This is a genomic window from Pseudomonas sp. A014 (assembly GCF_052378495.1).
In the GTDB taxonomy this organism is placed as follows: domain Bacteria; phylum Pseudomonadota; class Gammaproteobacteria; order Pseudomonadales; family Pseudomonadaceae; genus Aquipseudomonas; species Aquipseudomonas machongensis.
In genome coordinates this window covers 2,962,817-2,988,686 of record NZ_CP199001.1, presented here as the reverse complement: position 1 = coordinate 2,988,686, position 25,870 = coordinate 2,962,817, and the positions used below count along the sequence as shown (strand labels likewise).

Below are 25,870 nucleotides of genomic sequence, written 5' to 3'. Positions count from 1 at the left end.
CGCGATTTCTGCGACAACGGCCGTGTTGCCAGCGCAGCGGGGTGTTGATCAGGTGTTGCGCTGCAAACAGTTGGCCGGTGTTGGCTGCTGTACAGTTCGAAACGTTATAGAGGAAGTTTCAAACGCGTAAAAGAAATAAGAATTCATATTCTTATTCCTGTTTTGGCAGTCCGTGCTTTGTCCCCCCTTACCCTGTCACCCCTCGCACCCCCGATCCTTTAGCGTGGCGCCATTTCCGACTGGCAAAAGCAGGATGCTTACCCATGCGCTTCAGCGAACTGATGGCTGTGCTCTCCACCCGTGCGATCCGACTTCAGCGTGACGATCAGGACCTCGTCGTCCATGGTGACGACGATGCCCTGGAGGACGCCCTGTGGGACGCATTGGCCGCACACAAGCCGGCGTTGCTGGAGATGCTCGCCCGGCAGAACGACGACTGGCTGAGCCCGGCGTTCAAGATTACCCCGCAGATGCTGCCGCTGGTGAACCTGGACCAGCAGGCCATCGACCGCATTGTCGCCAGCATTCCCGGCGGCGCTGCCAACGTACAGGACATCTATCCCCTGGCGCCGCTGCAGGAGGGCATGCTCTACCACCACCTGTCCGCCGATGCGGGCGACCCCTATCTCTTGCAGGCACAACTGCGCTTTGCCGACCAGGCACACCTGGATGCCTTCGCCGATGCGCTGGACTGGGTGATCCAGCGCCACGACATCCTGCGCACCTCGATGTACTGGGAGCGCCTGGACGAGCCGGTGCAAGTGGTCTGGCGCGAAGCACCGCTGGTGCGCGAAGCACTGCAACTGCCTGGCCAGGACGAGCCGCTGGCGCAGTTGCGCCGGTTGCACGACACCCGCCACTATCGCCTCGACCTGCGCCAGGCACCGCTGCTGCGTCTGGTGCATGCCCGGGGCACAGGCGAGGAGGTCGTCGCCCTGTTGCTGTTCCACCACACGGTGATGGACCACACCGCACTCGACATCGTGCGCCGCGAGATCGGCGCCTGGCTGGCTGGCAATGCCGAGCAGGTTGGGCCGGCGGTGCCGTTTCGCAACCTTCTTGCGCAGGCGCGCCAGGCGCTGGACGTGCCGGCGCATGAAGCGTTCTTCACCGCGATGCTGGCCGATATCGACGAACCTACCCTGGCCTTCGGCGTGGCCGACGTCGAGGATCAGGCCGTGGAGGAAGCCCGCCTGACCCTCGAGCGCGGGCTGAGCCTGCGCCTGCGCGCCCAGGCACGCCGCTTGGGTGTGAGCCCTGCGGCCATCACTCACCTGGGCCTGGCCCGGGTCCTGGGCCAGTTGTCCGGGCGCGAGGCGGTGGTGTTCGGCACCGTGCTGCTCGGGCGCATGGAGGCCGGCGAGGGCGGCGAACAGGCGCTGGGCATGTTCATCAACACCTTGCCGCTGCGCATTGACGTTGGCGAGCACAGCGTGCGCCAAGGGCTGCAGGCGACTCACACGCGCTTGACCGGCGTGCTCGGCCATGAACAGGCGCCGCTGGCACTGGCCCAGCGCTGCAGTGCGGTGGCGGCGCCTGCGCCGCTGTTCAACACCGTCCTCAACTATCGCCATAGCGATGCCGCCGACGCTGCCAAAGTCATCGACATCGCCCCTGGTATCCAGGTGCTGGGCGCCGAAGAACGCACCAACTACCCGCTGACGATCAATATCGACGACCTTGGCGAAGACCTGCGCATCACCGCCCTGGTCGCTGGCGGGCTAGGCGCCCAGCGTATCGCGGGTTACCTGGCGCGGGCGCTCGAGCAGATCGTCGAGGCCCTGGACAGCGATCCAGACGCGCCGCTGAACGGCATCGATATCCTGCCCGCCGACGAGCGCGAGCAACTGATCCATGGCCAGAACCGCCCCTTGCTCGAATTCGCCCTGACGCCGTTGCTGCACCAGCGTTTCGAGGCCCACGCCCAGGCGCGTCCGCAGGATACGGCGCTGATCTTCGAGCAGCAGAGCCTGAGCTACGGCGAGCTCAACCAGCGTGCCAACCAGCTCGCTCACCGCCTGATCGCACTGGGCATCGGCCCGGATGACCGCGTGGCGATCTGCGTCGAGCGTGGCCTGGGCATGCTGGTCGGCCTGTTGGGCGTGCTCAAGGCCGGTGCGGGCTATGTGCCGATCGACCCGGCCTATCCTGCCGAGCGTATTGCCTTCACCCTGAGCGACAGTGCCCCGCGGGCCATCCTCACCCAGGCGGACAGCCTGGCGCTGTTGGGTGAGGTGACGGCGCCGGTGATCGACCTGGACGACCCGTCGCTGCAGCTACAACCCACCGGCAACCCGATGCTCGCCGGGCTGCTGCCCTCGCACCTGGCCTATGTGATCTACACCTCCGGCTCCACCGGCCTGCCCAAGGGCGTGATGGTCGAGCATGGCAATGTCTCGCGCCTGTTCTCGGCGACCCACGACTGGTTCGCCTTCAACCGCCAGGACACCTGGGCGCTGTTCCACTCCTTCGCCTTCGATTTCTCGGTCTGGGAAATCTGGGGCGCGCTGGCCTTCGGTGGCCAGTTGCTGATCGTGCCGCAACGCATCAGTCGCTCGCCGGACGAGTGCTACGCCTTGCTTTGCCGCACCGGCGTCAGCGTCCTCAACCAGACTCCCAGCGCCTTCCGCCAACTGATCGCGGCGCAGGAACGCAGCGAACTGCAGCATTCCCTGCGCCAGGTGATCTTCGGCGGTGAGGCGTTGGAGCCCGGGCTGCTCAAGCCCTGGTATGCACGCATCGGCAATGCCGGCACGCGCCTGGTGAACATGTACGGCATTACCGAAACTACCGTGCACGTCACCTACCGCCCGCTGCAGGCGGCCGATGCGCAACTGGTGGGGGTAAGCCCCATCGGTTCGCGTATTCCCGACTTGCAACTGTATGTGCTCGACCCCCGCCGTCAGCCTGTGCCGACCGGTGTCACCGGCGAGCTGTACGTGGGAGGTGCCGGTGTCGCTCGCGGCTATCTGAATCGCGAGGCGCTCAGTGCCGAGCGCTTTATCGCCGACCCGTTCAACCCTGGCGGGCGTCTGTACAAGACCGGCGACCTGGCGCGCTGGGCCGCCGATGGCAGCCTGGATTACCTGGGCCGCAACGACGACCAGGTGAAGATCCGCGGTTTTCGCATCGAGCTGGGCGAGATCGAGGCACGCCTGGCGGCCTGTGAAGGTGTGCGCGAGGCCGTGGTCATGGCGCGTCGCGACAGCGCCGGCGAGCAGCGCCTGGTCGCCTACTGGCTGGCCGCGGCAGGCGCCGAGCCCGATGCGGCGGCACTGCGTGACAGCCTGCTGTGCCACTTGGCCGAGTACATGGTACCGGCGGCCTTCGTGCGCCTGGAGAGCTTCCCGCTGACCGCCAATGGCAAGCTCGACCGCAAGGCCTTGCCCGAGCCCGATGGGGAGGCCTTTGCCCGTCGCGCCTTCGAAGCGCCGCACGGCGAGGTGGAGCAACGCATCGCGGCCATCTGGCAACAGTTGCTCGGCCTTGAGCAGGTCGGTCGGCACGACAACTTCTTCGAGCTGGGCGGCCACTCGCTGCTGGCGGTCAAGCTGGTGGAGCGCATGCGCCAGCAGGAACTGGCGGCCGATGTGCGCGTGCTGTTCGGCCAACCAACCTTGTCGGCACTGGCGGCTGCGGTGAGCGCCGATCTACCGGCGCAGGTGCCGATCAATCGCATTCCGGCGAACTGCCTGCGCATCGAACCGCAGATGCTGCCACTGGCCAACCTCAGCCAGGACGAGATCGACGCATTGACCGCCGGTATCCCGGGCGGTACTGCCAATGTCCAGGACATCTACGGCCTGGCACCACTGCAGCAGGGCATTCTCTACCACCACCTGGCCAGTTCCGGGGCCGACCCTTACGTGCTGCGGGCACGCTTCGCCTTTGCCGGTGAAGTGGAGCTGCAAGGCTTCGTCAAGGCGCTGGATGCGGTGATCGACCGCCACGATATCCTGCGCACCAGCCTGCACTGGGAGGGGCTGCAGGAAGCGGTGCAGGTGGTGCATCGCCACGCGCAGCTGCGCGTGGCAGAGCACGCCGACCTGCAGCGCCTGAACCTCACGTGCGCGCCGTTGCTGCAACTGGTGCGCCATGCCCAGGGTGAGCGCCTGGAGGCGACCTTGTTGCTGCACCATATCCTGCTCGACCATACCGCCGTCGAACGGCTGGTGGCCGAGGTGGGTGCTGCACTGCAGGGCCAGCCAGTGCACATCGACAGCGTGCCGTACCGCAACTATGTGGCGCGTGCGCGGCTCGATGCAGATCCTGCGGCCGATGAAGCGATGTTCCGCGAGATGCTGGCAGATATCGACGAGCCGACCGAGGTCTTCGGCCTGCGCGATGTGCAGGGCAATGGCGTGGAGGTGATCGACAGCCACCAGGCGCTGGACGGCACACTGGCAGGGCGCCTGCGCGTGCAGGCCCGCGCGCTGGGGGTGAGCGTCGCCAGCCTGGTGCACCAGGCCTGGGGGCAGGTATTGGCGCAACTGAGCGGGCGCAGCGAGGTGGTGTTCGGTACTGTGCTGCTGGGACGCCTGCAGGGTGGCGCCGGGGCAGATCGGGCGCTGGGCATGTTCATCAACACCTTGCCGCTGCGGGTCAGTGTCGATGCCGTTGGCGCCGCCGAGGGTGTGCGTCGTACCCATCAGCGCCTGGCACGCCTGCTCGGTCACGAGCAGGCATCGCTGGCGCAGGCCCAGCGTTGCAGCGGTGTGCCGGCGTCCCAGGCGCTGTTCACCAGTTTGCTCAACTTCCGCCACAGCAGCGCCAAAGGCGCAGGGGACGGCCTGGGTTGGTCGGGTATCGAACTGTTGGCCTCGCGTGAGCGCAGCAACTATCCGCTGGTGGTCAACGTCGACGATCTGGGGCAGGGCCTGGAACTGACCGTGCAGGCTGTGCCGCAGGTCGATGGCGCTCAGGTGTGCGCCATGCTCGGCAGCGCCCTGGCGAACTTGGCCGATGCCCTGGAGACTGTCCCGGAAACACCCCTGCACGCGGTGTCCTGCCTGTCGCCCGAGGCGCGCGAGCAGGTGCTGCACGGATTCAACGCCACCGGCCGCGCCTACCCACGCGAACACGCGGTGCAGACCTTGTTCGAGGCGCACGCCGCCCAGACCCCGGATGCGGTTGCCGTGGTGCACGGTCAGCGCCACTGGCGTTACGGCGAGCTCGATCAGCACGCCAACCGGCTGGCTCGTCACCTGCTGGAACTGGGCGTGCGCCCGGGGCACCGTGTGGCGCTGCTGCTGCCGCGCTCCTTCGACCTGCTGGCCAGCCAGTTGGCCGTGATCAAGTGCGGTGCGGTCTATGTGCCAATGGATGCCAATGCGCCCGCCGAGCGTCAGGCGTTCATGCTCGAAGACAGCCGCGCCATGCTGTTGCTGACCCAGGCCGATCAGCCGCAGGTCGGCGCAACGCGCCGGGTAGAGCTGGATACGCTGGAGCTCGCAGCCTATCCCGCCCATGGCCTGGACATTGCCGTGGATGCGCGGGCTGCGGCCTACATCATGTACACCTCCGGCTCTACCGGCCTGCCTAAGGGTGTGCTGGTGGCCCATCGCTCGATCGTGCGGCTGGTCATCAACAACGGCTTCGCCGACCTGCAAGGCGATGACCGCGTAGCCTTTGCTTCCAACCCGGCATTCGACGCCAGCACCCTGGAGGTCTGGGCGCCGTTGCTCAACGGCGGGCGCGTGGTGGTGATCGATCAACATCAGGTGCTGTCGCACGAGGCCCTGGGCCAGGCATTGCTGGAGCATCAAGTCACGGTGCTGTGGCTGACCGCCGGGTTGTTCCATCAGTACGCCGCGCACCTGCTGCCGGTGTTCCGCTCGCTGCGCTACCTGATGGTCGGAGGGGATGTGCTCGACCCCCAGGTGATCGCCCATGTACTGCGCGAAGGCGCTCCGGCGCACTTGCTCAACGGTTATGGCCCGACCGAAGCCACGACCTTCAGTACCACCCATGAAATCCTCGCAGTGGGCGAGGGGGCGATCCCGATTGGCCGGCCGATCGGCAACAGCCTTTGCTATGTGCTCGATGCCCGGCGCCAGCCAGTGCCGATCGGTGCCGTCGGTGAGCTGTATATCGGCGGAGATGGGGTGGCCCTGGGCTACCTGAACCAGCCGGCCTTGACCGCCGAACGCTTCTTCGAAGACCCGTTCAGCGAGACGCCGGGGGCACGCCTGTACCGCAGCGGCGACCTGGTCAGTTGGCAGGCTGATGGCACCTTGCGTTACCTGGGCCGTAACGACCAACAGGTCAAGCTGCGCGGCTTCCGTATCGAGCTGGGTGAGATCGAAGCGCGTCTCGCAGCGTGCGCCGGGGTACAGGAAGCCGTGGTACTGGTGCGTGAAGAAGCCCCGGGCGACAAGCGCCTGGTGGCCTGGTTCAGCACTGAAGGCCGCGTCCCGCCGATCACCGAGCTGCATGCGCAGTTGCAAGGCCAGTTGCCCGACTACATGCTGCCGTCGGCCTATGTCCATGTTGGCCAGTGGCCGTTGACCGCCAACGGCAAGCTCGATCGCCAGGCGTTGCCGCAACCAAGTCAGGCCGCGGTGGTGAGTCGTGCCTTCGCCGCGCCTGAGGGCGAGGTGGAGATCGCGCTGGCGGCGATCTGGGCCGATGTGCTCAAGGTCGAGCGTGTTGGCCGGCACGATCACTTCTTCGAGCTGGGTGGCCATTCGCTGCTGGCCGTCAGCCTGATCGAGCGCATGCGCAAGGTCGGCCTGGCCGCCGATGTGCGCGTGCTGTTCGCCCAGCCGACCCTCGCCGCACTGGCCGCTGCGGTGGGCAGCGGGCGCGAGGTGCGGGTGCCGGATAACCGCGTACCGGCCGGCGCCTCGCAGATCACCCCCGAGATGCTCAGCTTGGTCGAGCTGGACCAGGCCACCATCGAGCGCATCGTCGCCACGGTACCGGGCGGGGCTGCCAATGTGCAGGAAATCTACCCCCTTGCCCCGTTGCAGGAAGGCATTCTCTACCACCACCTGAGTGCCGGCCGGGGCGATCCCTACCTGCTGCAGTCACGCCTGGCCTTCGACACCCTCGAGCGCTTGCAGACCTGGGCTGATGCCTTGCAGCAGGTCATTGACCGGCACGACATCCTGCGCACCTCGCTGATCTGGGAGGGCCTGGCGCAGCCGGTGCAGGTGGTGTGGCGCCAGGCGAAGCTGGCCGTGGTGCCGGTCGAGCTGGAGGGCGAAGGCGAGGTCATTGACCAATTGCAGGCGCGCTTCGACGCCCGTCAGCATCGGATCGACCTGTCCCAGGCACCGTTGATGCGCCTGGTCTACAGCCAGGACCTGCGCAACGGCCAGGTCGTGGCAATCCTGTTGTTCCACCATCTGGCCCTCGACCACACTGCGATGGACGTGGTTGGCGCCGAAATGCACACCCTGCTGTTCGGCGATGTAGCCAAGCTGAATGCGCCGGTGCCGTACCGCAACTACGTGGCCCAGGCGCGCCTGGGCAGCGATGCGGCGGGCGCCGAGGCGTTCTTCCGCGACATGCTCGGTGATATCGACGAGCCGACCCTGCCATTTGCCCAGCAGGATGTGCAGGGCGAAGGGCACGGCATCGCCGAGGCGCACCAGGCCCTCGATGGCGCGCTCGCCCGACGCCTGCGCGACCAGGCGCGTACCCTGGGCGTGAGCGCCGCGAGCCTGATGCACCTGGCCTGGGCGCGCCTGCTCGGCGTGCTGGCCAATCGCAGCGAGGTGGTCTTCGGCACGGTGCTGATGGGCCGCCTGCAAGGCGGCGAGGGTGCCGACCGGGCACTGGGCGTGTTCATCAACACCTTGCCGCTGCGGGTCGACACCCAGGTGGCGGTGGCCGAAGCGGTGCGTGCCACCCATGCCCGTTTGTCTGCATTGCTGGGCCATGAGCATGCGTCGCTGGCCATGGCCCAGCGTTGCAGTGGCGTACCGGCCGGGCAACCGCTGTTCAGCGCCTTGCTCAACTACCGCCACAGCGCTGCCGATGCGCCACGCGATGGCGAGGGTATCTGGCAGGGCGTTCGCCTTCTGGGCGGCGAGGAGCGCAGCAACTATCCGCTGACCTTGAGCGTCGATGACCTGGGCGAGGGATTCACCCTGAGCGTGCTGGCTGTCGCGGACATCGGCGCCGAGCGTGTCGCGCAGTGGATGGCCAACAGCATCGCGCGACTGGTCGAGGCGCTGGAGCAGGCGCCGGGCACGCGGCTGGATGACCTGTCGGTGCTGGGCGCCGATGAACGTCGCCGCCTGTTGGTCGATTTCAACCCTCCTGCCCGTGATTATCCGCAGGGCCAGACCGTGCATGCGCTGGTCGAGGCCTGCGCGGCCCGCTCACCACAGGCTCAAGCGGTGGTGCAGGGCGACGAAAGGCTCAGCTATGGCGAGCTCAATCGTGCCGCCAACCGCCTGGCCCACCACCTGATCGGCCTGGGCGTGCGGCCTGGCGCCCGGGTTGCCTTGTGCCTGCCGCGCACGCCGCAGCGCCTGGTGGCACTGCTGGCGGTGCTCAAGGCGGGCGCCGCCTATGTGCCGGTCGACCCCGGCTACCCGGCCGAGCGTATTGCCTATCTGCTCGAGGACAGCGCCCCGGCACTGGTGCTCGCCGACACGCACCAGCACAGCTTGCCGCCGCACGTCGCACGCCTGGACCTGGACCAGGGCGCCTGGCAGTCCGCTGCCGAGCATGACCCGCAGGTGCCGGGCCTGGACGCCGATGCGCTTGCCTATGTGGTCTACACCTCCGGCTCTACCGGCCAGCCCAAGGGTGTGATGGTCGAGCACCGTACCCTGGCCAACCTGGTGCACTGGCACTGCGAGGCCTTTGCCCTGCGCGCCGGTAGCCACACCTCCAGCGTGGCCGGCTTCGGTTTCGACGCCATGGCCTGGGAAGTCTGGCCGGCCTTGTGCGCCGGCGCCGTGGTGCACCTGCCGCCCGCAACACTTGCCAACGAACAGGTCGATGCCTTGCTCGACTGGTGGTTGCAGCAACCGCTGCAGGTCAGCTTCCTGCCAACCCCGGTAGCCGAGCAGGCCCTGCGCCGCGAGCGTCAGCACGCCAGCCTGCGGACGCTGCTGATCGGCGGTGACCGTCTGCGCCAGTTCGAGCGTGATCCAGGCTTTGCCGTGATCAATAACTACGGCCCGACCGAAACGACCGTGGTCGCCACCTCGGGTCAGGTGCAGGTCGGTGGCGCACTGCACATCGGCAGCGCCATCGCCAATACCCAGGTCTATGTGCTCGATGAACGCCGCCAGCCAGTGCCGGTCGGCGCGGCGGGCGAGCTGTACATCGGTGGCGATGGGGTTGCCCGCGGCTACCTGAACCGACCCGAACTGACCGAGCAGCGTTTCGTCGCCGATCCATTCAGCGCGCGGGCTGAGGCGCGGATGTACCGCAGTGGCGACCTGGTGCGCTGGAACGCCGATGGCACCCTCGACTACCTCGGGCGTAACGACGATCAGGTAAAGATACGTGGTGTGCGCGTAGAACTTGGCGAGATCGAAGCGGCCGTGGCCGCCCAGCCTGGCGTACGTGACGCCGTGGTACTGGTGCGCGGCGAGCGGCTGCTGGCCTGGTACACCGCGAACGCACCGGTCGATGGCCTGCGCCAGGCCTTGCAGGCCAGCCTGCCGAGCCACCTGGTGCCGTTGGCGTTCATCCGCCTGCAGGCCTTGCCGCTGACCCGTCACGGCAAGCTCGACCGCAGGGCGCTGCCAGACCCGGATCCGGCCGATCTGCCGGTGGCGGCCTATGTAGCACCGCAGGGCGAGACCGAGCAGGTCATGGCGCAGGTCTGGGCCGAGCTGCTGGGCCTGGAGCGGGTAGGGCGATATGACAACTTCTTTGAACTGGGTGGACATTCGCTGCTCGCGGTCAGCCTGATCGAGCGCCTGCGCCAGCAAGGCCTGGAGGCCGATGTGCGCTTGCTGTTCAGCCAACCGAGCGTGGCGGCGCTGGCCGCAGCGCTTGGCCAGGGCCGTCAGGTACAGGTGCCGGCCAATCGCATTGCACCCGGCTGTACCCGTATCACCCCCGACCTGCTCAGCCTGATCGAACTGGACCAGGCCGCCATCGACCGTGTGGTGGCAAGCGTACCCGGCGGCGCGGCCAATGTGCAGGACATCTACCCCCTCGCGCCGCTGCAGGAAGGCATTCTCTACCATCACCTGAGCGCCGCCGGAGCCGACCCGTACCTGCTGCAATCGCAGCTGGTATTCGACAGCCCGGCGCGACTGCAGGCGTTTGCCGGCGCGCTGGAAAGCGTCATCGCCCGTCACGATATCCTGCGCACCGCAGTGCTGTGGGAAGGGCTGGCGCAGCCGTTGCAGGTGGTCTGGCGCCATGCCCAACTGCCGGTGATCGACATCGCCAACGAGCCTGCGCAGCGGTTCGACACCCTGGCGCTGAATCAGGCGCCGCTGGTGCGCCTGCTCTATCGCCGTGCAGGGGAGCGCATCGAGGCGACCTTGCAGTTCCATCACCTGGTGCTCGACCACACGGCGCTTGAGGTGGTGCGCGCAGAGATGCTCGGTTATCTCCACGGGCTGCCCGCGCCGAGCGAGCCGGCCGTGCCGTACCGCAACTACGTGGCCCAGGCGCGCCTCGGTGTCAGCGAGGCCGAGCACGAGGCCTTCTTCCGTGAACAACTGGCCGATATCGACGAGCCAACCCTGCCGTTCGGCCTGCGTGACACACAGGGTGACGTGCGCCGTATCGAGCAGGCCCAGGTGCATCTGGACCCTGACCTGAACCAGCGCCTGCGCAGCCAGGCACGCCAGCTCGGCGTGAGCACTGCCAGCCTGCTGCACCTGGCGTGGGCACGTCTGCTGGGCAGTGCCAGTGGTCGCGACAACGTGGTGTTCGGCACGGTGCTGCTGGGACGCATGCAAGGTGGTGCAGGCAGCGGGCACGGCCTGGGCATGTTCATCAACACCTTGCCACTGCGCGTTGACCTGGCGGGGCTCGGCGTACGTGAAGGCGTGCGTGCCACCCACGCACGGCTGAGCGCGCTGCTGACCCACGAGCATGCCTCGCTGGCCCTGGCCCAGCGTTGCAGTGGCGTGGTCGCACCCATGCCGCTGTTCAGCGCCATGCTCAACTACCGGCACAGCGCCGGCGCTGCGCAGACCGAAATCCAGCGTCAGGCCTGGCAGGGTATCGAGACACTGGCCAGCGAAGAACGCACCAACTACCCCTTGAGCCTGAACGTGGATGACCTGGGCGATGGCCTGCGCCTGACCGTGCAGGTACTGCCTGCGGTAGGGGCCGAGCGGGTCTGCGGGCAACTGCAGCAGGTGCTGACGGGCCTGGTGGATGCCCTCGAGCGTCAGCCCGACCTGGCGCTGAACCAACTGCCGGTGCTGGAGCACGAAGAGCGCCAGCGCCTGCTGGTTGGCTTCAACGACACGGCCGTAGGCTACGACCTGGAGCAGACGGTGCACGGGATGATCGAAGCCCAGGTCGAGCGCACGCCTGACCGCATCGCTCTGATCGCCGAGCAACACCAACTGAGCTACCGCACGTTGAACGCCGAGGCCAACCGTCTGGCCCATCACTTGATTGCACTCGGGGTGCAGCCGGACGATCGCGTGGCGATCTGCGTCGAGCGCAGCCCGGCGATGGTCATCGGCTTGCTGGCGATCCTCAAGGCGGGCGGCGCCTACGTGCCGGTCGATCCGGATTATCCGGCCGATCGTATCCGTCATATGCTCACCGACAGCGCGCCAGTGGCGGTGCTGGGGCATGCGGCGACTCGTGAGATGCTGGCGGCGTTCGAGGTGCCGCAGGTCGATCTGGATGTGCCGGTGTGGCAAGCGCTTTCCAGCGACAACCCCCAGGTTGCGGGCCTTACGCCGCAACACCTGGCCTACGTGATCTACACCTCCGGCTCCACCGGCCTGCCCAAAGGCGTGATGAACGAGCACGCCGGGGTGGTCAACCGCCTGCTCTGGACCCAGGACGCCTATGGCCTGGGCGCTGATGACGTAGTGCTGCAGAAAACCCCGTTCAGCTTCGACGTGTCGGTGTGGGAGTTCTTCTGGCCGCTGCAGACCGGCGCACAACTGGTGATGGCGTGCCCGGGCGGCCATCGCGATCCGCAGTACCTGGCCGACGTCATCGCCGAGCGTGGCATCACGACCCTGCACTTCGTGCCGTCGATGCTCGATGTCTTCCTCGCCCACGGCGACTTGCAGGCCGCACGCCTCAAGCGCGTGCTGTGCAGCGGTGAAGCGTTGCCCGGCAGCCTGGTGCGGCGCTTCAAGGCGCAGTTGCCGGGCGTCGAGTTGCACAACCTGTACGGCCCGACCGAAGCGGCAGTTGACGTCAGTGCCTGGCACTGCGCCGAGCCACTGGAGCAGACCCCGGACAACACCCCGATCGGCAAACCGATCGCCAACACCACGCTGTACGTGCTCGACGCCCAGGGCCAGCCAGTGCCGCAGGGCGTTGCCGGCGAGCTATATATCGGCGGCGTACAGGTTGCCCGTGGTTATCTGAACCGCGAGCAACTGAGTGCCGAGCGCTTCATCAAAGACCCGTTCAGCACCCGCCCTGGCGCACGCCTGTACCGCACCGGGGACCTGGCCCGGCACCTGGCCGACGGCACCCTGGAGTACCTGGGGCGCAACGACGACCAGGTGAAGATCCGCGGCCTGCGCATCGAACTGGGCGAAATCCAGTCCTGCCTGACCCGCATTGCAGGGATCAAGGAGGCGGTAGTGCTGGCGGTGGATCAGCGCCTGGTCGCCTATTACACCGGTGCCGTGCAGCCCGTCGAGGGCATGCGCCAGCAGCTGTCGGCGCAACTGCCGGAATTCATGGTTCCGGCGCTGTTCATGCACCTGGACGCCTTGCCGCTGAGCCCCAACGGCAAGCTCGACCGCAAAGCGCTGCCGACTGCCGCCGTGGCCGATGCGCGTCCCTACGAGGCCCCACAGGGCGACACCGAGCAGTTGCTGGCCGCGCTCTGGGGTGAGCTGCTGGGCGTGGAGCGGGTAGGGCGGCATGACAACTTCTTCGAACTGGGCGGCCACTCGCTGCTGGCGGTGACCCTGACCGCCCGCCTGCGCCAGGAGGGCCTGGAGGCCGATGTGCGCGCGCTGTTCGAACAACCGACCTTGGCAGGCTATGCCGCCATCACAGACAGAATGGAGATCGTCCTGTGAGCATCAACGACCTACTGGCGACATTGTCAGCCAACGATATCCAGCTGGCGCTCAAGGATGGCCAGCTGGTGGTCCAGGGCAACCGCCAGGCGCTGACCGATGCGAGCCTGGTGGCGCGCCTGCGTGAGCACAAACCGGCGCTGATCGCGCTGCTCGAGCGCGGTGAGTACGTGGCCAGGGCCGGCAATATCGGCGCCCCGGCCAACGCCATCCCGGCCGACTGCACGCGGATCACCCCGGCACTGCTCAACCTGGTCGAGCTCGACCAGGCGGCCATCGATGCGCTGGTCGGGCAGATTCCCGGCGGCCATGCCAACGTGCAGGACATCTACCCGCTGGCGCCCCTGCAGCAGGGCATTCTCTATCATCACGCCAGCGCAGAGGGCAGCGACCCTTACGTGATGCAGTCGCGCTTCGCCTTTGCCAGCCAGGCCCATCTGCAGGCGTTCGTCGAGGCGCTGCAGGCGGTGATCGACCGCCACGATATCCTGCGCACCTCGGTGCACTGGCAGGGGCTCGAGGCGCCGCTGCAGGTGGTCTGGCGCGAGGCCCGGCTGCAGGTGTCCCGCGGCCTGCCCCTGGACGAGCGTATCGACCTCGGCCAGGCACCGCTGATCCGCCTGCACTGCGAGCCTGCGGCCAGCGACGGTCGCGTGCAGGCCACGCTGCAGTTCCACCATATCGCCATGGACCACAGCGCCCTCGAGGTGGTGCGTCACGAAATGCAGGCCGTGTTGCGCGGCGATGGCCACCTGTTGGGCGCGGCAGTACCGTTTCGCAATTACGTCGGCCAGGCCCTGCTGGGCGTCAGCCAGGCGCAGCACGAGGCGTTTTTCCGCGAGCAACTGGGGGATATCGTCGAGCCGACGCTGGCCTACGGCCTGCAGGACGTGCAGGGTGACGGCAGCGCGCCGCACGAAGAAAGCCTGAGCCTGGCGCCGGCCCTGTGCGACGGCCTGCGCAGCCAGGCACGGGCGCTGGGCGTGAGCCTGGCAAGCCTGTTCCACCTGGCCTGGGCGCGGGTGCTGGGTGGCCTGACCGGGCGCGAGCAGGTGGTGTTCGGCACGGTTTTGATGGGCCGCCTGATGGGCGCGGAGGCCAACGACCGTGCACTGGGCATTTTCATCAATACCTTGCCACTGCGGGTGGACCTGGCTGGCCTGGACCTGATCACGGCAGTCAAGGCCACTCACCAGCGCCTGACCACCCTGATGCGCCACGAGCACGCGCCGCTGGCCCTGGCCCAGCGTTGCAGCGGCGTGGCCGCGCCGACGCCATTGTTCAACGCCTTGCTCAACTACCGGCACAGTGCGCCGGTTGCCGATGGCCAGGCCCGTGCGGCGTGGGAGGGCATCGACGTACTGACCAGCGAAGAGCGCACCAACTATCCGCTGACCCTGAGTGTCGACGACCTGGGCGATGCCCTGCGCCTGACCTTGCTGGCAGCGGCCGAGGTGCCGAAACAGCGGGTCTGCGCCTATCTCGAGAAAACCCTCGAAAGCCTGGTACAGGCCCTGGCACAGAACCCAGGGCTGAATGTCGATCGGCTCGCCATGCTGCCCGCTGTCGAGCGCGTTCGAGTGCTCGAGACCTTCAATGACCGCCCGGGTGACACCGAAACCGTGCTCACGGTGCACCAGCGCATCCAGCTCCAGGCCCGCCAGCAGCCCGATGCCGTAGCCGCCACCTGCGCAGGCATCGCGCTGAGCTACGGTGAGCTGGAACTGCGTGCCAATGCACTGGCTCAACGCCTGGTCATGCTCGGTGTGCAGCCTGAAGACCGCGTGGCGATTCTGGCCCGGCGAGGTCTGGACACCCTGGTCGGCCTGGTGGCGATCCTCAAGGCCGGCGCGGGTTACGTGCCGATCGACCCCGCGCATCCCGACGAGCGTATCGCCTACCTGCTCGATGACAGCGCCCCGAGGGTGGTGCTGACCCAGCACGATCTGCGCGCACGCCTGGGCCAATGCCCGGCACCGGTGGTCGAACTCGACCGCGCGGACTGGCCGTCGAGCGAGCACGCCCCGCAGGTCAATGGCCTGGCTGTTAGCAACCTTGCCTACGTGATCTACACCTCCGGTTCCACCGGTCTGCCCAAGGGCGTGATGGTCGAACATCGGACCCTCAACAACCTGATCGACTGGCATTGCCGCGCCTTCGACCTGTGCCAGGGGCGCCACACCTCGAGCCTGGCCGGCTTCGGCTTCGATGCCATGGCCTGGGAAGTCTGGCCGGCCCTGTGCGCCGGCGCGACCCTGCATATCGCGCCGCCAAGCGAACAGGGCGAGGACATCGACGCCTTGCTCGCCTGGTGGCGCGGCTGCCCGCTGGATGTCAGTTTCCTGCCGACGCCGGTGGCCGAATACGCCTTCAGCCACCAGATCGATCACCCGACCCTGCGCACCCTGCTGATCGGTGGTGACCGCCTGCGGCAGTTCACCCGTCACCCCGGATTTGCCGTGATCAACAATTACGGGCCCACCGAAGCCACGGTGGTCGCAAGCTCCGGGGCGATGGTGCCTGGCGGCGTGCTGCACATCGGCGCACCGGTCGATAACGCCCGGCTCTACGTGCTCGATGCGCACCACCAGCCGGTGGCGCAGGGGGTGGCCGGTGAGCTGTACATTGGTGGCGCCGGGGTTGCCCGGGGTTACCTGAACCGCGCGCAGATGACGGCCGAGCGTTTTCTCGATGACCCGTTCAGCGCGCAACCGGGCGCCCGCATGTACCGTACTGGCGACCTGGTGCGCTGGCTGGATGACGGCACCGTGGACTACCTCGGGCGCAACGACGACCAGGTGAAGATCCGTGGCGTGCGCATCGAGCTGGGTGAGATCGAAAGCCGCCTGGCAGCCCTGCCAGGCATCAATGAAGCCGTGGTGCTGGCCCGCGAGGACCAGCCGGGGCAGCCGCGGCTGGTGGCCTACTTCACTGGCCAGGACAGCGTCGAGGTGGCCGCGCCTGCACAACTGCGTACACAGCTGCAGGCGCACTTGCCCGATTACATGGTGCCGGTGGCCTTCGTGCGGCTCGAGTCGCTGCCGCTGACGGCCAACGGCAAGCTCGATCGCAGGGCGCTGCCGGCACCCACCCGCGCCGACCTGTTCGAGCGTCGCTTCGAGGCGCCCCAGGGCGAGCTGGAGCAGACCCTGGCGCAGATCTGGCAGGGGTTGCTGCAGGTCGAGCGGGTCGGGCGGCATGACCACTTCTTCGAGCTGGGCGGTCACTCGTTGCTGGCCATGCGCCTGGTTGCCCAGGTTCGTCAGCGACTCGGTGTGGAGCTCACGCTGGGGACACTGTTCGCCCAGGCCGAGCTGGCGGCGATGGCCGAGGTAGTGGCGGGGGCTGCGCGCAGTGAGCTGCCGCCGGTGCTGGCGGTGGCACGCGAGCAGGCGCTGCCGTTGTCGTTCGCCCAGCAGCGCCTGTGGTTCCTGGCACAGATGAACGGAGCCAGCCAGGCCTACAACATTCCCCTGGCACTGGAGCTGTGCGGCGAGCTGGATGCCGACGCCTTGGCGCAGGCCCTGGTGGCACTGGTCGAGCGTCACGAGGCGCTGCGCAGCGAGTTCTTCGAGGTCGATGGCGAGCCGCGGGTGCGGCTGTCGGCGCAGCGCCTGGTGGTGCAGCGCGAGCAGGTGCCGGGGGCCGATGAACAGCGCCTGCGTGCGCTGGTGCGTGAAGAAGCTGCACGGCCGTTCGCGCTCGGCGAGGCATTGCCGCTTCGCGCTCGCCTGCTGCAGGTGGCGCCACAGCACCATGTACTGCTGCTGACGCTGCACCATATCGTCGCCGATGGCTGGTCGATGGGCGTGCTGACCCGTGAACTGAGCGCGCTGTACCAGGCACTGCGTGAAGGCCGCGAGGCACGGCTTGCGCCGTTGCCGATCCAGTATGGCGATTACGCGATGTGGCAGCACCGTTGGCTGCAGGGCGAGGCGCTGCAGCGCCAAGGCGAGTTCTGGCGCAACAACCTGGCCGGTGCACCTGCGCTGCTGAGCCTGCCGACCGACCGACCGCGTCCGGTGCGCCAGGATTACGCAGGCGACAGCGTGCGTATACGCCTCGACGCCCGACTGGCAGACGATCTCAAGGCCCTGTGCAAGCGCCACCAGGTCACGCCGTTCATGCTGTTCATGGGCGCCTGGTCGGTGCTGCTGGCTCGTTTGTCGGGGCAGGGCGAGGTGGTGATCGGTACGCCGGTGGCCGGGCGTCGGCAGGCTGAGGTCGAAGGGGTGATCGGGCTGTTCGTGAACTCCCTGGCCATCCGCCTGGACCTGGCCGATGCGCCGGATGTCGGCACCTTGCTGGCGCGGGTCAAGGCCCAGGTACTGGCCGCACAGGAGCATCAGGACCTGCCGTTCGAGCAGGTGGTGGACCTGATCAAACCATCGCGCAGCCTGGCCCACACGCCGCTGTACCAGGTGTCGCTGGAGTGGGAGGGCGGTCATGATTTCGCCGCCGGGCTGGACGGCTTGAGCCTGCGCAACCTCGGCCAAGGGCAGGGCTTTGCCAAGTTCGACCTGAGCCTGAGCCTGGGCGAGACCGCAGATGGCTTCGGCGGCGCATTGAACTATGCCACCGCGTTGTTCGACCGGGCCACGGTAGAGCGCTACTGCGGGTATCTGGAGCAACTGCTGTGGGCCATGGCCGGCAGCGACGGCGCGGTGCTGGCAAGCGTTGCCCTGCCGGATGCGCAGGAGCGTCGTCGACTGTTGGTCGACTACAACGACACCGCCGTAGGCTACGACCTGGAGCAGACGGTGCACGGGATGATCGAGGCCCAGGTCGAACGCACGCCCGAGCGCATCGCCCTGCGTGCCGAAACCGGACAGTTGACCTATCGTGCACTGAACGCCGAGGCCAACCGTCTGGCCCATCACCTGATTGCACTCGGGGTGCAGCCGGACGATCGCGTGGCGATCTGCGTAGAGCGCAGCGCTTCGATGGTCATCGGCTTGCTGGCGATCCTCAAGGCGGGCGGCGCCTATGTGCCGGTCGACCCGGATTACCCGGCCGATCGTATCCGCCATATGCTCACCGACAGCGCGCCGGTGGCGGTGTTGGGGCATGCGGCCACTCGCGAGATGCTGGCGGCGTTCGACGTGCCGCAGGTCGATCTGGATGAGCCGGTGTGGCAAGCGCTTTCCAGCGACAACCCCCAGGTTGCGGGCCTTACCCCGCAACATCTGGCCTACGTGATCTACACCTCCGGCTCCACCGGCCTGCCCAAAGGCGTGATGAACGAGCACGCCGGGGTGGTCAATCGCCTGCTCTGGACCCAGGACGCCTATGGCCTGGGCGCTGATGACGTAGTGCTGCAGAAAACCCCGTTCAGCTTCGACGTGTCGGTATGGGAGTTCTTCTGGCCTTTGCAGACCGGTGCACAACTGATGATGGCCCGCCCAGGCGGGCACCGTGACCCGGGCTACCTGCGCCAGGTGATCGCAGCCGAATCGGTAACGACCCTGCATTTCGTCCCTTCGATGCTCGATGTGTTCCTCGCCTATGGTGATGCCGAGCCTGCAGCGCTACGCCGGGTGCTGTGCAGCGGCGAAGCGTTGCCCGGCAGCCTGGTGCGGCGCTTCAAGGCGCAGTTGCCCAGCGTCGAGCTGCACAACTTGTATGGCCCGACCGAAGCTGCAGTTGACGTCAGTGCCTGGCACTGCGCCGAGCCACTGGAACAGACCCCGGACAACACCCCGATCGGCAAACCGATCGCCAACACTACGCTGTACGTGCTCGACGCCCAGGGCCAGCCAGTGCCGCAGGGCGTTGCCGGCGAGCTGTACATCGGCGGCGTGCAGGTTGCTCGTGGCTATCTGAACCGCGAGCAGCTGAGTGCCGAGCGCTTCATCGAAGATCCGTTCAGCACCCGTCCCGGCGCACGCCTGTACCGCACCGGGGATCTGGCCCGGCACCTGGCCGACGGCACCCTGGAGTACCTGGGGCGCAACGACGACCAGGTGAAGATCCGCGGCCTGCGCATCGAACTGGGCGAGATCCAGGCCTGCCTGACCCGCATAGAAGGCATCAAGGAGGCCGCTGTGCTGGCCCTGGACTTGCCGCCCGCCGGCAAGCGCCTGGTGGCGTACTACACCGGAGCTGTGCACACGGCAGACACATTGAAGGGGCAGTTGCTGGCTCAACTACCTGAGTTCATGGTGCCTGCACAGTTCGTGCATCTGCCTGCACTGCCGCTGAGCCCCAACGGCAAGCTGGACCGCAAGGCCCTGCCGATTCCCGCCGTCGAAGCCTTGCAAGGCCAGGCCTACCAGGGCCCCGAAGGTGATAACGAGCGCCTGCTGGCCGAGTTGTGGGGCGAGTTGCTGGGTGTGGAGCGGGTAGGGCGTCACGACAACTTCTTCGAATTGGGTGGCCATTCGCTGCTGGCCGTGACCCTGGTCGCTCGCCTGCGCGCCCGCGGGTTGGCCTTGGATATCCAGGGGCTGTTCACCGAGCCGAACCTGGCGGCCCTGGCCGCGACGGTCGAGACCCTCGACCAGGTGCAGGTGCCTGCCAACCGCATCACCGCCGACTGCCCGCACATCACGCCTGAGCTGCTGCCGCTGGTGACGCTGACGCAAGAGGCGATCGATCATATCGTCGGCCAGGTGGCTGGCGGTACCGCCAATGTCCAGGACATCTATCCGCTCGGGCCGCTGCAGGCGGGCATGCTCTATCACCATCTGGCCAGTGAAGGTGAGGCGGCCTACGTGCTGGAGGTGCGTTTCCTGCTCGCCGATCGGGGTCGTTTGCAGGCGCTGCACCGCGCCTTGGACCAGGTGATCGCGCGCAACGATATCCTGCGTAGCGCCTTCCACTGGGACGGCCTGGCTGAGCCTGTGCAGGTGGTCTGGCGCCGTGCTCCGCTGGATGTCGTGCAGGAGGGGGATGCCATCGAGCCTCGCCGCTTCGACCTGGCCCGCGCACCGCTGTTGCGCCTGGTACATCGTACCGAGCCGAGCACCGGCCGAATCAGCGCCACGCTGCTGTTCCACCATCTGGTCATGGATCACGTGGCGCTCGAGGTGTTGCGCAGCGAACTGCAAGCCTGCCTGCTAGAGCAGGCCCATGCCTTGCCAGGGGCGGTGCCTTACCGCAACTACATCGCCCAACTGCAGCGCGGGGCGGGCGAGGCGGCCCATGAAGCCTTCTTCCGCGAGCAACTGGCCGACATCGACGAACCGACCCTGCCTTACGGCGGTTATGCAACGCCACACCAGGATGCCGTGGCGCAGCACCATCAGCGCCTCGACCATGCGCTGAACCTGCGGATCCGCGAACAGGCGCGACGCCATAACGTCAGCGCTGCCAGCCTGATGCACCTGGCCTGGGCCCAGGTGCTCGGGCAACTGAGCGGGCGCGACAGCGTGGTATTCGGCACCGTGCTGCTCGGTCGGCTGCAGGGTGGCGAGGGCGCCGAGCGCGCCTTGGGCGTCTACATCAATACCTTGCCACTGCGCCTGGACCTTGCCGGACAGCCCGTGTTGGCAGCCTTGCTGCAAGCCCACCAACGCCTGACCGGCCTGCTGGCCCATGAGCACGCTCGCCTGGCGCTAGCCCAGCGCTGCAGTGGCTTGCCTACGGGGGCTGCGCTGTTCAATGCATTGCTCAACTATCGCCATGGCTCGCTGGCCGGGCAGGGCGAGGCGGCGCGCCAGGCCTGGGAGGGCATCGAGCTGGTCGAGGCGCACGAGCGCAGCAATTACCCGCTGGCGTTGAGCGTCGATGACCTGGGCCTGGCGTTCGAGCTGACCGCGCAAACCGCACAGGGCATCGACGCCCGGCGGATCTGCAGCTACGTGGAGCATGCCCTGCACCTGCTGCTGCAGGCGCTTGAGACCGGCGCCTGCGAAGGGCTCGAGCGCCTGAGCGTGGTGCCGCTGGCCGAGGCTCGGCAGTTGCACGAGGCCTTCAACGCGACCACCCGCGACTACCCGCGCGACTTGCCAGTGCATCGCCTGTTCGAACAACAGGTAGCACGGCATCCATTGTCCATCGCCGCCCGTGACGGGGCGCACAGCCTGACCTACGGCGAGCTCAACGAGCAGGCCAACCGCCTGGCTCATTACCTGATCGAGCAAGGCGTGGCGCCGGGCGATCATGTGGCGATCCTGCTGCCGCGTTCGTTGGCACTGCTCCAGGCTCAGCTGGCCGTCGCCAAATGCGGTGCGGCCTACGTGCCGCTGGACATCCATGCGCCGGCCGAGCGACAGGGCTTCATGGTGCAGGACTGCCAGGCCGTAGCGCTGATCTGCGACAGCTCGGCGACCCTGAGCTACCGCGCGCGCCGCATCGACCTCGATCGCCTGGACCTGAACCGTCAGCCCGGTCATAACCCAGGGCTGGCCCAGGGTGGGGATACGGTCGCCTACGTGATGTACACCTCCGGCTCCACCGGCACGCCCAAGGGCGTGCGCGTGCCCCATCGTGGCATCGCTCGCCTGGTGTTCAACGATGGCTACGCCGACTTCAGCGCCCAGGACCGTATCGCTTTCGCCTCCAACCCCGCGTTCGACGCCAGCACCATGGATGTCTGGGGTGCGCTGCTCAATGGCGGCCAGGTGTTGGTGATCGACCATGACACCTTGCTCGACCCTGTGCGTCTGGGCGTGGCCCTGCGTGAGGGGGGCGCGACAGTGCTGTTCGTCACCACGGCGTTGTTCAACCAGTACGTGCAGATGATCCCTGACGTGCTGGCAGGGTTGCGCGTGCTGCTATGCGGTGGCGAGCGAGCCGATCCGGCGGCGTTCCGCAGCTTGCTGGCGCAGGCACCGGACTTGCGCCTGGTGCACTGCTATGGGCCGACCGAAACCACCACCTATGCCACCGCCGGGCAGGTTCGCCATGTGCCGGCCGACGCCGAGCTGGTGCCGATCGGGGGACCGGTCGGCAGTACCCAGGTGCATGTGCTGGACGCGCACCTGCGCCCGCTGCCGCTGGGGGCGGTAGGTGAGTTGTACATCGGTGGCGACGGCGTGGCGCTGGGCTACCTCAATCGCCCGGAACTCACCGCCGAGCGCTTTATCGACGACCCGTTCAGCCCGCAGCCTGGCGCACGCCTGTACCGTACCGGCGATCTGGGCCGCTGGCGCGACGACGGCCAGCTGGAGTGCCTGGGGCGCAACGACGACCAGGTGAAGATCCGCGGTTTCCGTATCGAGCTGGGCGAAGTCGAGCAGCACCTGGCGCTGTGCCCGGGCATTGGCGAAGTGGTGGTCATGGCGCTGACCCTGACGCAGGGGCCGGCTCGGCTGGTGGCCTGGTTCACCCGCACAGACCCGACCCTCGATGCCGTCGCTGTGCGGGGTTGGCTACAGGGACGGTTGCCACCGTACATGGTGCCGTCGGCCTGCATCGTGCTCGATGCGCTGCCGCTGACCAACAATGGCAAGATCGACCGCAAGGCGCTGCCGCGTCCGGCGATGCAGGACCTTGCCGAGAGCCGTTACGAGGCACCAGCCACCGCGCTGGAACAACAGCTCGCGGCGCTCTGGGCGCAGGTGCTGGAGATCGGGCAGGTGGGGCGGCATGACAGCTTTTTCGCCCTGGGCGGTCATTCGCTATTGGCCATTCGCCTGGTGGGCCTGTTGCGCGAACAGGGGCTGCAGGTCTCGCTCGCCGAGCTGTTCCAGCATGCCAGCGTGGCGGCATTGGCCGAGCATCTGCAGGCGGCGACACCGCAAACGGACCTGGTGTGCGTGCGCGCGGAGGGCGACGCACCGGCACTGTTCCTGATCCACGAGTTCAGCGGCATGGACTTCTACTTCCCGGTACTGGGCCAGCAACTGGAGGGTGACTTCCCGATCTATGGCGTGCCGGGCCTGGCCCTGGGCGAGGCGCAGCCGGACACCCTGGAGGCCCTGGCCCGGGCGCAACTGGAGCGCATCCGCCGGGTTCAGCCTCACGGGCCTTACCGGCTTGCCGGCTGGTCGTTCGGCGGCTTGCTGGCCTATGAGATCGCCGCGCAACTGCTGGGGGCGGACGAGCAGGTGGAGTTCCTGGGCTTGATCGACACCTGGCAGCCGCGTCTGGTCGACCAGGGCAAGGCACGCTGGCAAGGCGCGCGCCTGTTGCAACAGCAACTGCTGCTGCACTGTGCCGGACACTGGCAGGGGCTCGGCGCGGCAGGCGCGCAGCAACTGGCCAGGGTCAATGCCCTGGACGATGGCCAGGCCGACTTCACCACCTTGCTCGCGGCCTGCCGTGAACAGGGCTTGCTGTATGCGGAACTTGCCGCTGCAAGCGATGAGGAGCTGAAGCTGTTCTTCGAACGCGAAATTGCCCACGGCCATGCCATGGCCCATTACCGTCCCGAACCGCTGGGCATCGCCATCCACTTGTTGCGCGCCGAACAAGGCGCGCAGCGTCACGGTGATCAGCTATTGCTTGGTTGGGAGCGCACGGTGCCGGCCGGTCTGGTGCAGTGCATCGAGGTGCCGGGCGATCACCTGAGCATGATGCAGGCGCCGCACGTGCAGGTGCTGGGCCGCGCGCTCGGCACGGCGCTGCAGGCGGCCCGCGCGGGTATCGGCGAGAAACCGCAGGCGGCGTATCAGCCGCTGGTGGCGATCCAGAGCGGGCAAGGCGGTCATGCGCCGCTGTTCTGCGTGCCGGGGGCCGGCGATAGCGTGACCAGCTTCATCGGCCTGGCCGAGGCCCTGGGCACCGACTGGCCGGTGTACGGCCTGCAATCGCGTGGCCTGGATGGCACCGCCACACCACACAGCAGCATCGACGCCGCGGCGGCTTGCCATGTCCAGGCCATCGAAGCGCTGTACCCGCAGGGGCCGTTGAACCTGGTCGGGCATTCCTTTGGCGGCTGGGTGGCGCATGCCATGGCGGTGCGTTTGCAGGCACAGGGGCGGGAGGTGCGCTCACTGACCTTGATCGACAGCGAGTCACCCGGTGGCAACAGCGTCTGCGGTCGGCCCTACACCGCAGGAGCAGCGTTGGATCGGCTGATCGAATCGTTGCAGCTGGCCAGTGGGCGCTCGCTGGAAATCGACCGCCAGGCCTTTGCCGCACTGGACGATGAGCAGCAGCTGGAGCGCTTGCACCAGGCCATGGTTCGCGGCGGGCTGATGCCGGCGCGTTCGTCTGTCAGGGCGTTGCACGGAATCACCCGCACCTTCTCCAGCGCGCTGCGTACGCCGTACCCGGCGCAGGCCGGCTACAGCGGCCCGGCCAGCCTGGTACTGGTGGCCGACGCGACCCTGGATGCGGCCGGCAACCAGCGCGAACAGGCGGCGATGCTTGCCGGTTGGCAGCGCCTGCTGCCGCAACTGGCGGTGTGGCATGGGCCTGGCAACCACTTCAGCATCCTCAAGGTCCCGGATGTGTTCAGCCTTGCGGCCTGGTGGCACGACGGGCAGGCGCTGCAGCGGGTCACTCATTGATTTGGCGCGAACCTTGTGGGTGCGGGCTGGGCCCGCGAGTGCAGCACCGCAGTATCTGGCACCGGCTTGACTGGTGATTGCGAGGCCAGCCCGCCCCACAAGGGGCGGCGTGGCACGCAGGCCTTTGGAACGGATGAACGAGCATTTATGGACAAGAGCAGATTTCGCAAGATAAGCCTGGGCTGTGCCCTGGCACTGGTGGCCGGGATCACGTTGTACGCAGTACAGGCCCCGGCCACGCCGCCACGCTATATCACTGCCACGGTCGAGCGTGGTGACATCGAGAACGCGGTGCTGGCCACCGGCGTGCTCGAGGGTATCCGCCAGGTCGATGTCGGTGCCCAGGTTTCCGGCCAGTTGCGCTCGCTGAAGGTCAAGCTGGGCGACAAGGTGACCAAGGGCCAGTGGCTCGCCGAGATCGATCCACTGGTGCTGCGCAACACGCTGCGCCAGGCCCAGGTCGATGAAGAAAAGCTGCAGGCCGAGCGGCGCTCGACCCTGGCCCGGGTCAATCAGACCCGCCGGGTCTACGAGCGCTACAGTGCGTTGCAGGACGACGAGTCGATCTCGCGCCAGGACTTCGAGAACGCCGAGTCCGAGTACCAAGTGCAGCAGGCGACCCTGCACTCGCTGGACGCGCAGATCAAGAGCGCCCAGGTGCAGATCGACACGGCCAAGGTCAACCTCGACTACACGCGCATCAGTGCACCCATCGACGGCGATGTGGTGGGTATCGTCACCCAGGAAGGGCAAACCGTGATCGCCCAGCAACTGGCGCCGGTGATCCTCAAGCTCGCCGACCTGGATACCATGACGGTCAAGGCGCAGGTCTCCGAAGCCGACGTGATCCATATCAGCCCCGGCCAGCAGGTGTACTTCACCATCCTGGGCGAAGACAAACGCTACTACGCGACCTTGCGCGGCACGGAGCCTGCGCCGCAGAACTACCTGGAGAGCACCGACAAGAGCGGCGCTGCTGCGCCAAAGCAGAACACCGCGGTGTTCTACAACGCCTTGTTCGAGGTGCCCAACCCAGACCACCGCCTGCGCATTTCCATGACCGCTCAGGTACGCATCGTGCTGGCCACCGCCGAGGCGGTGCTCAGTGTGCCGGTGGCGGCGCTCGGGCCGCGCAGTGGCGACGGCAGCTTCCCGGTGCGGGTAGTCGACGCCAAGGGCTTTGCCCAGGTGCGCCAGGTGCAGGCCGGGATCAACAACAATGTCAGGGTCGAGATCAGGCAGGGGCTGGACGAGGGCGATCGGGTAGTGATCGGTGAGCCCATCGGCGATGCGGCGGGGGCATGA

Annotated in this window: 3 protein-coding genes; all 3 read left to right on the top strand. The window is 67.4% G+C overall.

Translation table 11 applies throughout. The features are described from left to right. The first annotated feature begins 263 nt into the window (after nt 1-263). The 3 genes from ACTYOL_RS13555 to macA all read left to right on the top strand — a co-directional run bounded on the left by ACTYOL_RS13555 (nt 264) and on the right by macA (nt 25,870). On the top strand, nt 264-13,166 hold the full coding sequence (locus ACTYOL_RS13555) for an amino acid adenylation domain-containing protein (protein ID WP_444758117.1): 12,903 nt from the start codon (nt 264-266) through the stop codon (nt 13,164-13,166). After that, nucleotides 13,163-24,565 carry an amino acid adenylation domain-containing protein gene (locus ACTYOL_RS13550; RefSeq protein WP_444758116.1) on the top strand — a complete coding sequence of 3,801 codons (11,403 nt, stop codon included), beginning with the start codon at nt 13,163-13,165 and terminating at the stop codon, nt 24,563-24,565. The genes ACTYOL_RS13555 and ACTYOL_RS13550 overlap by 4 nt, the downstream gene beginning before the upstream one ends. A gap of 147 nt (nt 24,566-24,712) precedes the next feature. Further along, nucleotides 24,713-25,870 (top strand): macrolide transporter subunit MacA, encoded by a 1,158-nt coding sequence (gene macA, locus ACTYOL_RS13545; protein WP_063544969.1) that lies wholly within the window; start codon nt 24,713-24,715, stop codon nt 25,868-25,870.

Bases quoted from the DNA above. Each gene is read 5' to 3' on its own strand.
- ACTYOL_RS13555 (WP_444758117.1), top strand. From the start codon at position 264: ATGCGCTTCAGCGAACTGATGGCTGTGCTCTCCACCCGTGCGATCCGA.
- macA (WP_063544969.1), top strand. From the start codon at position 24,713: ATGGACAAGAGCAGATTTCGCAAGATAAGCCTGGGCTGTGCCCTGGCA.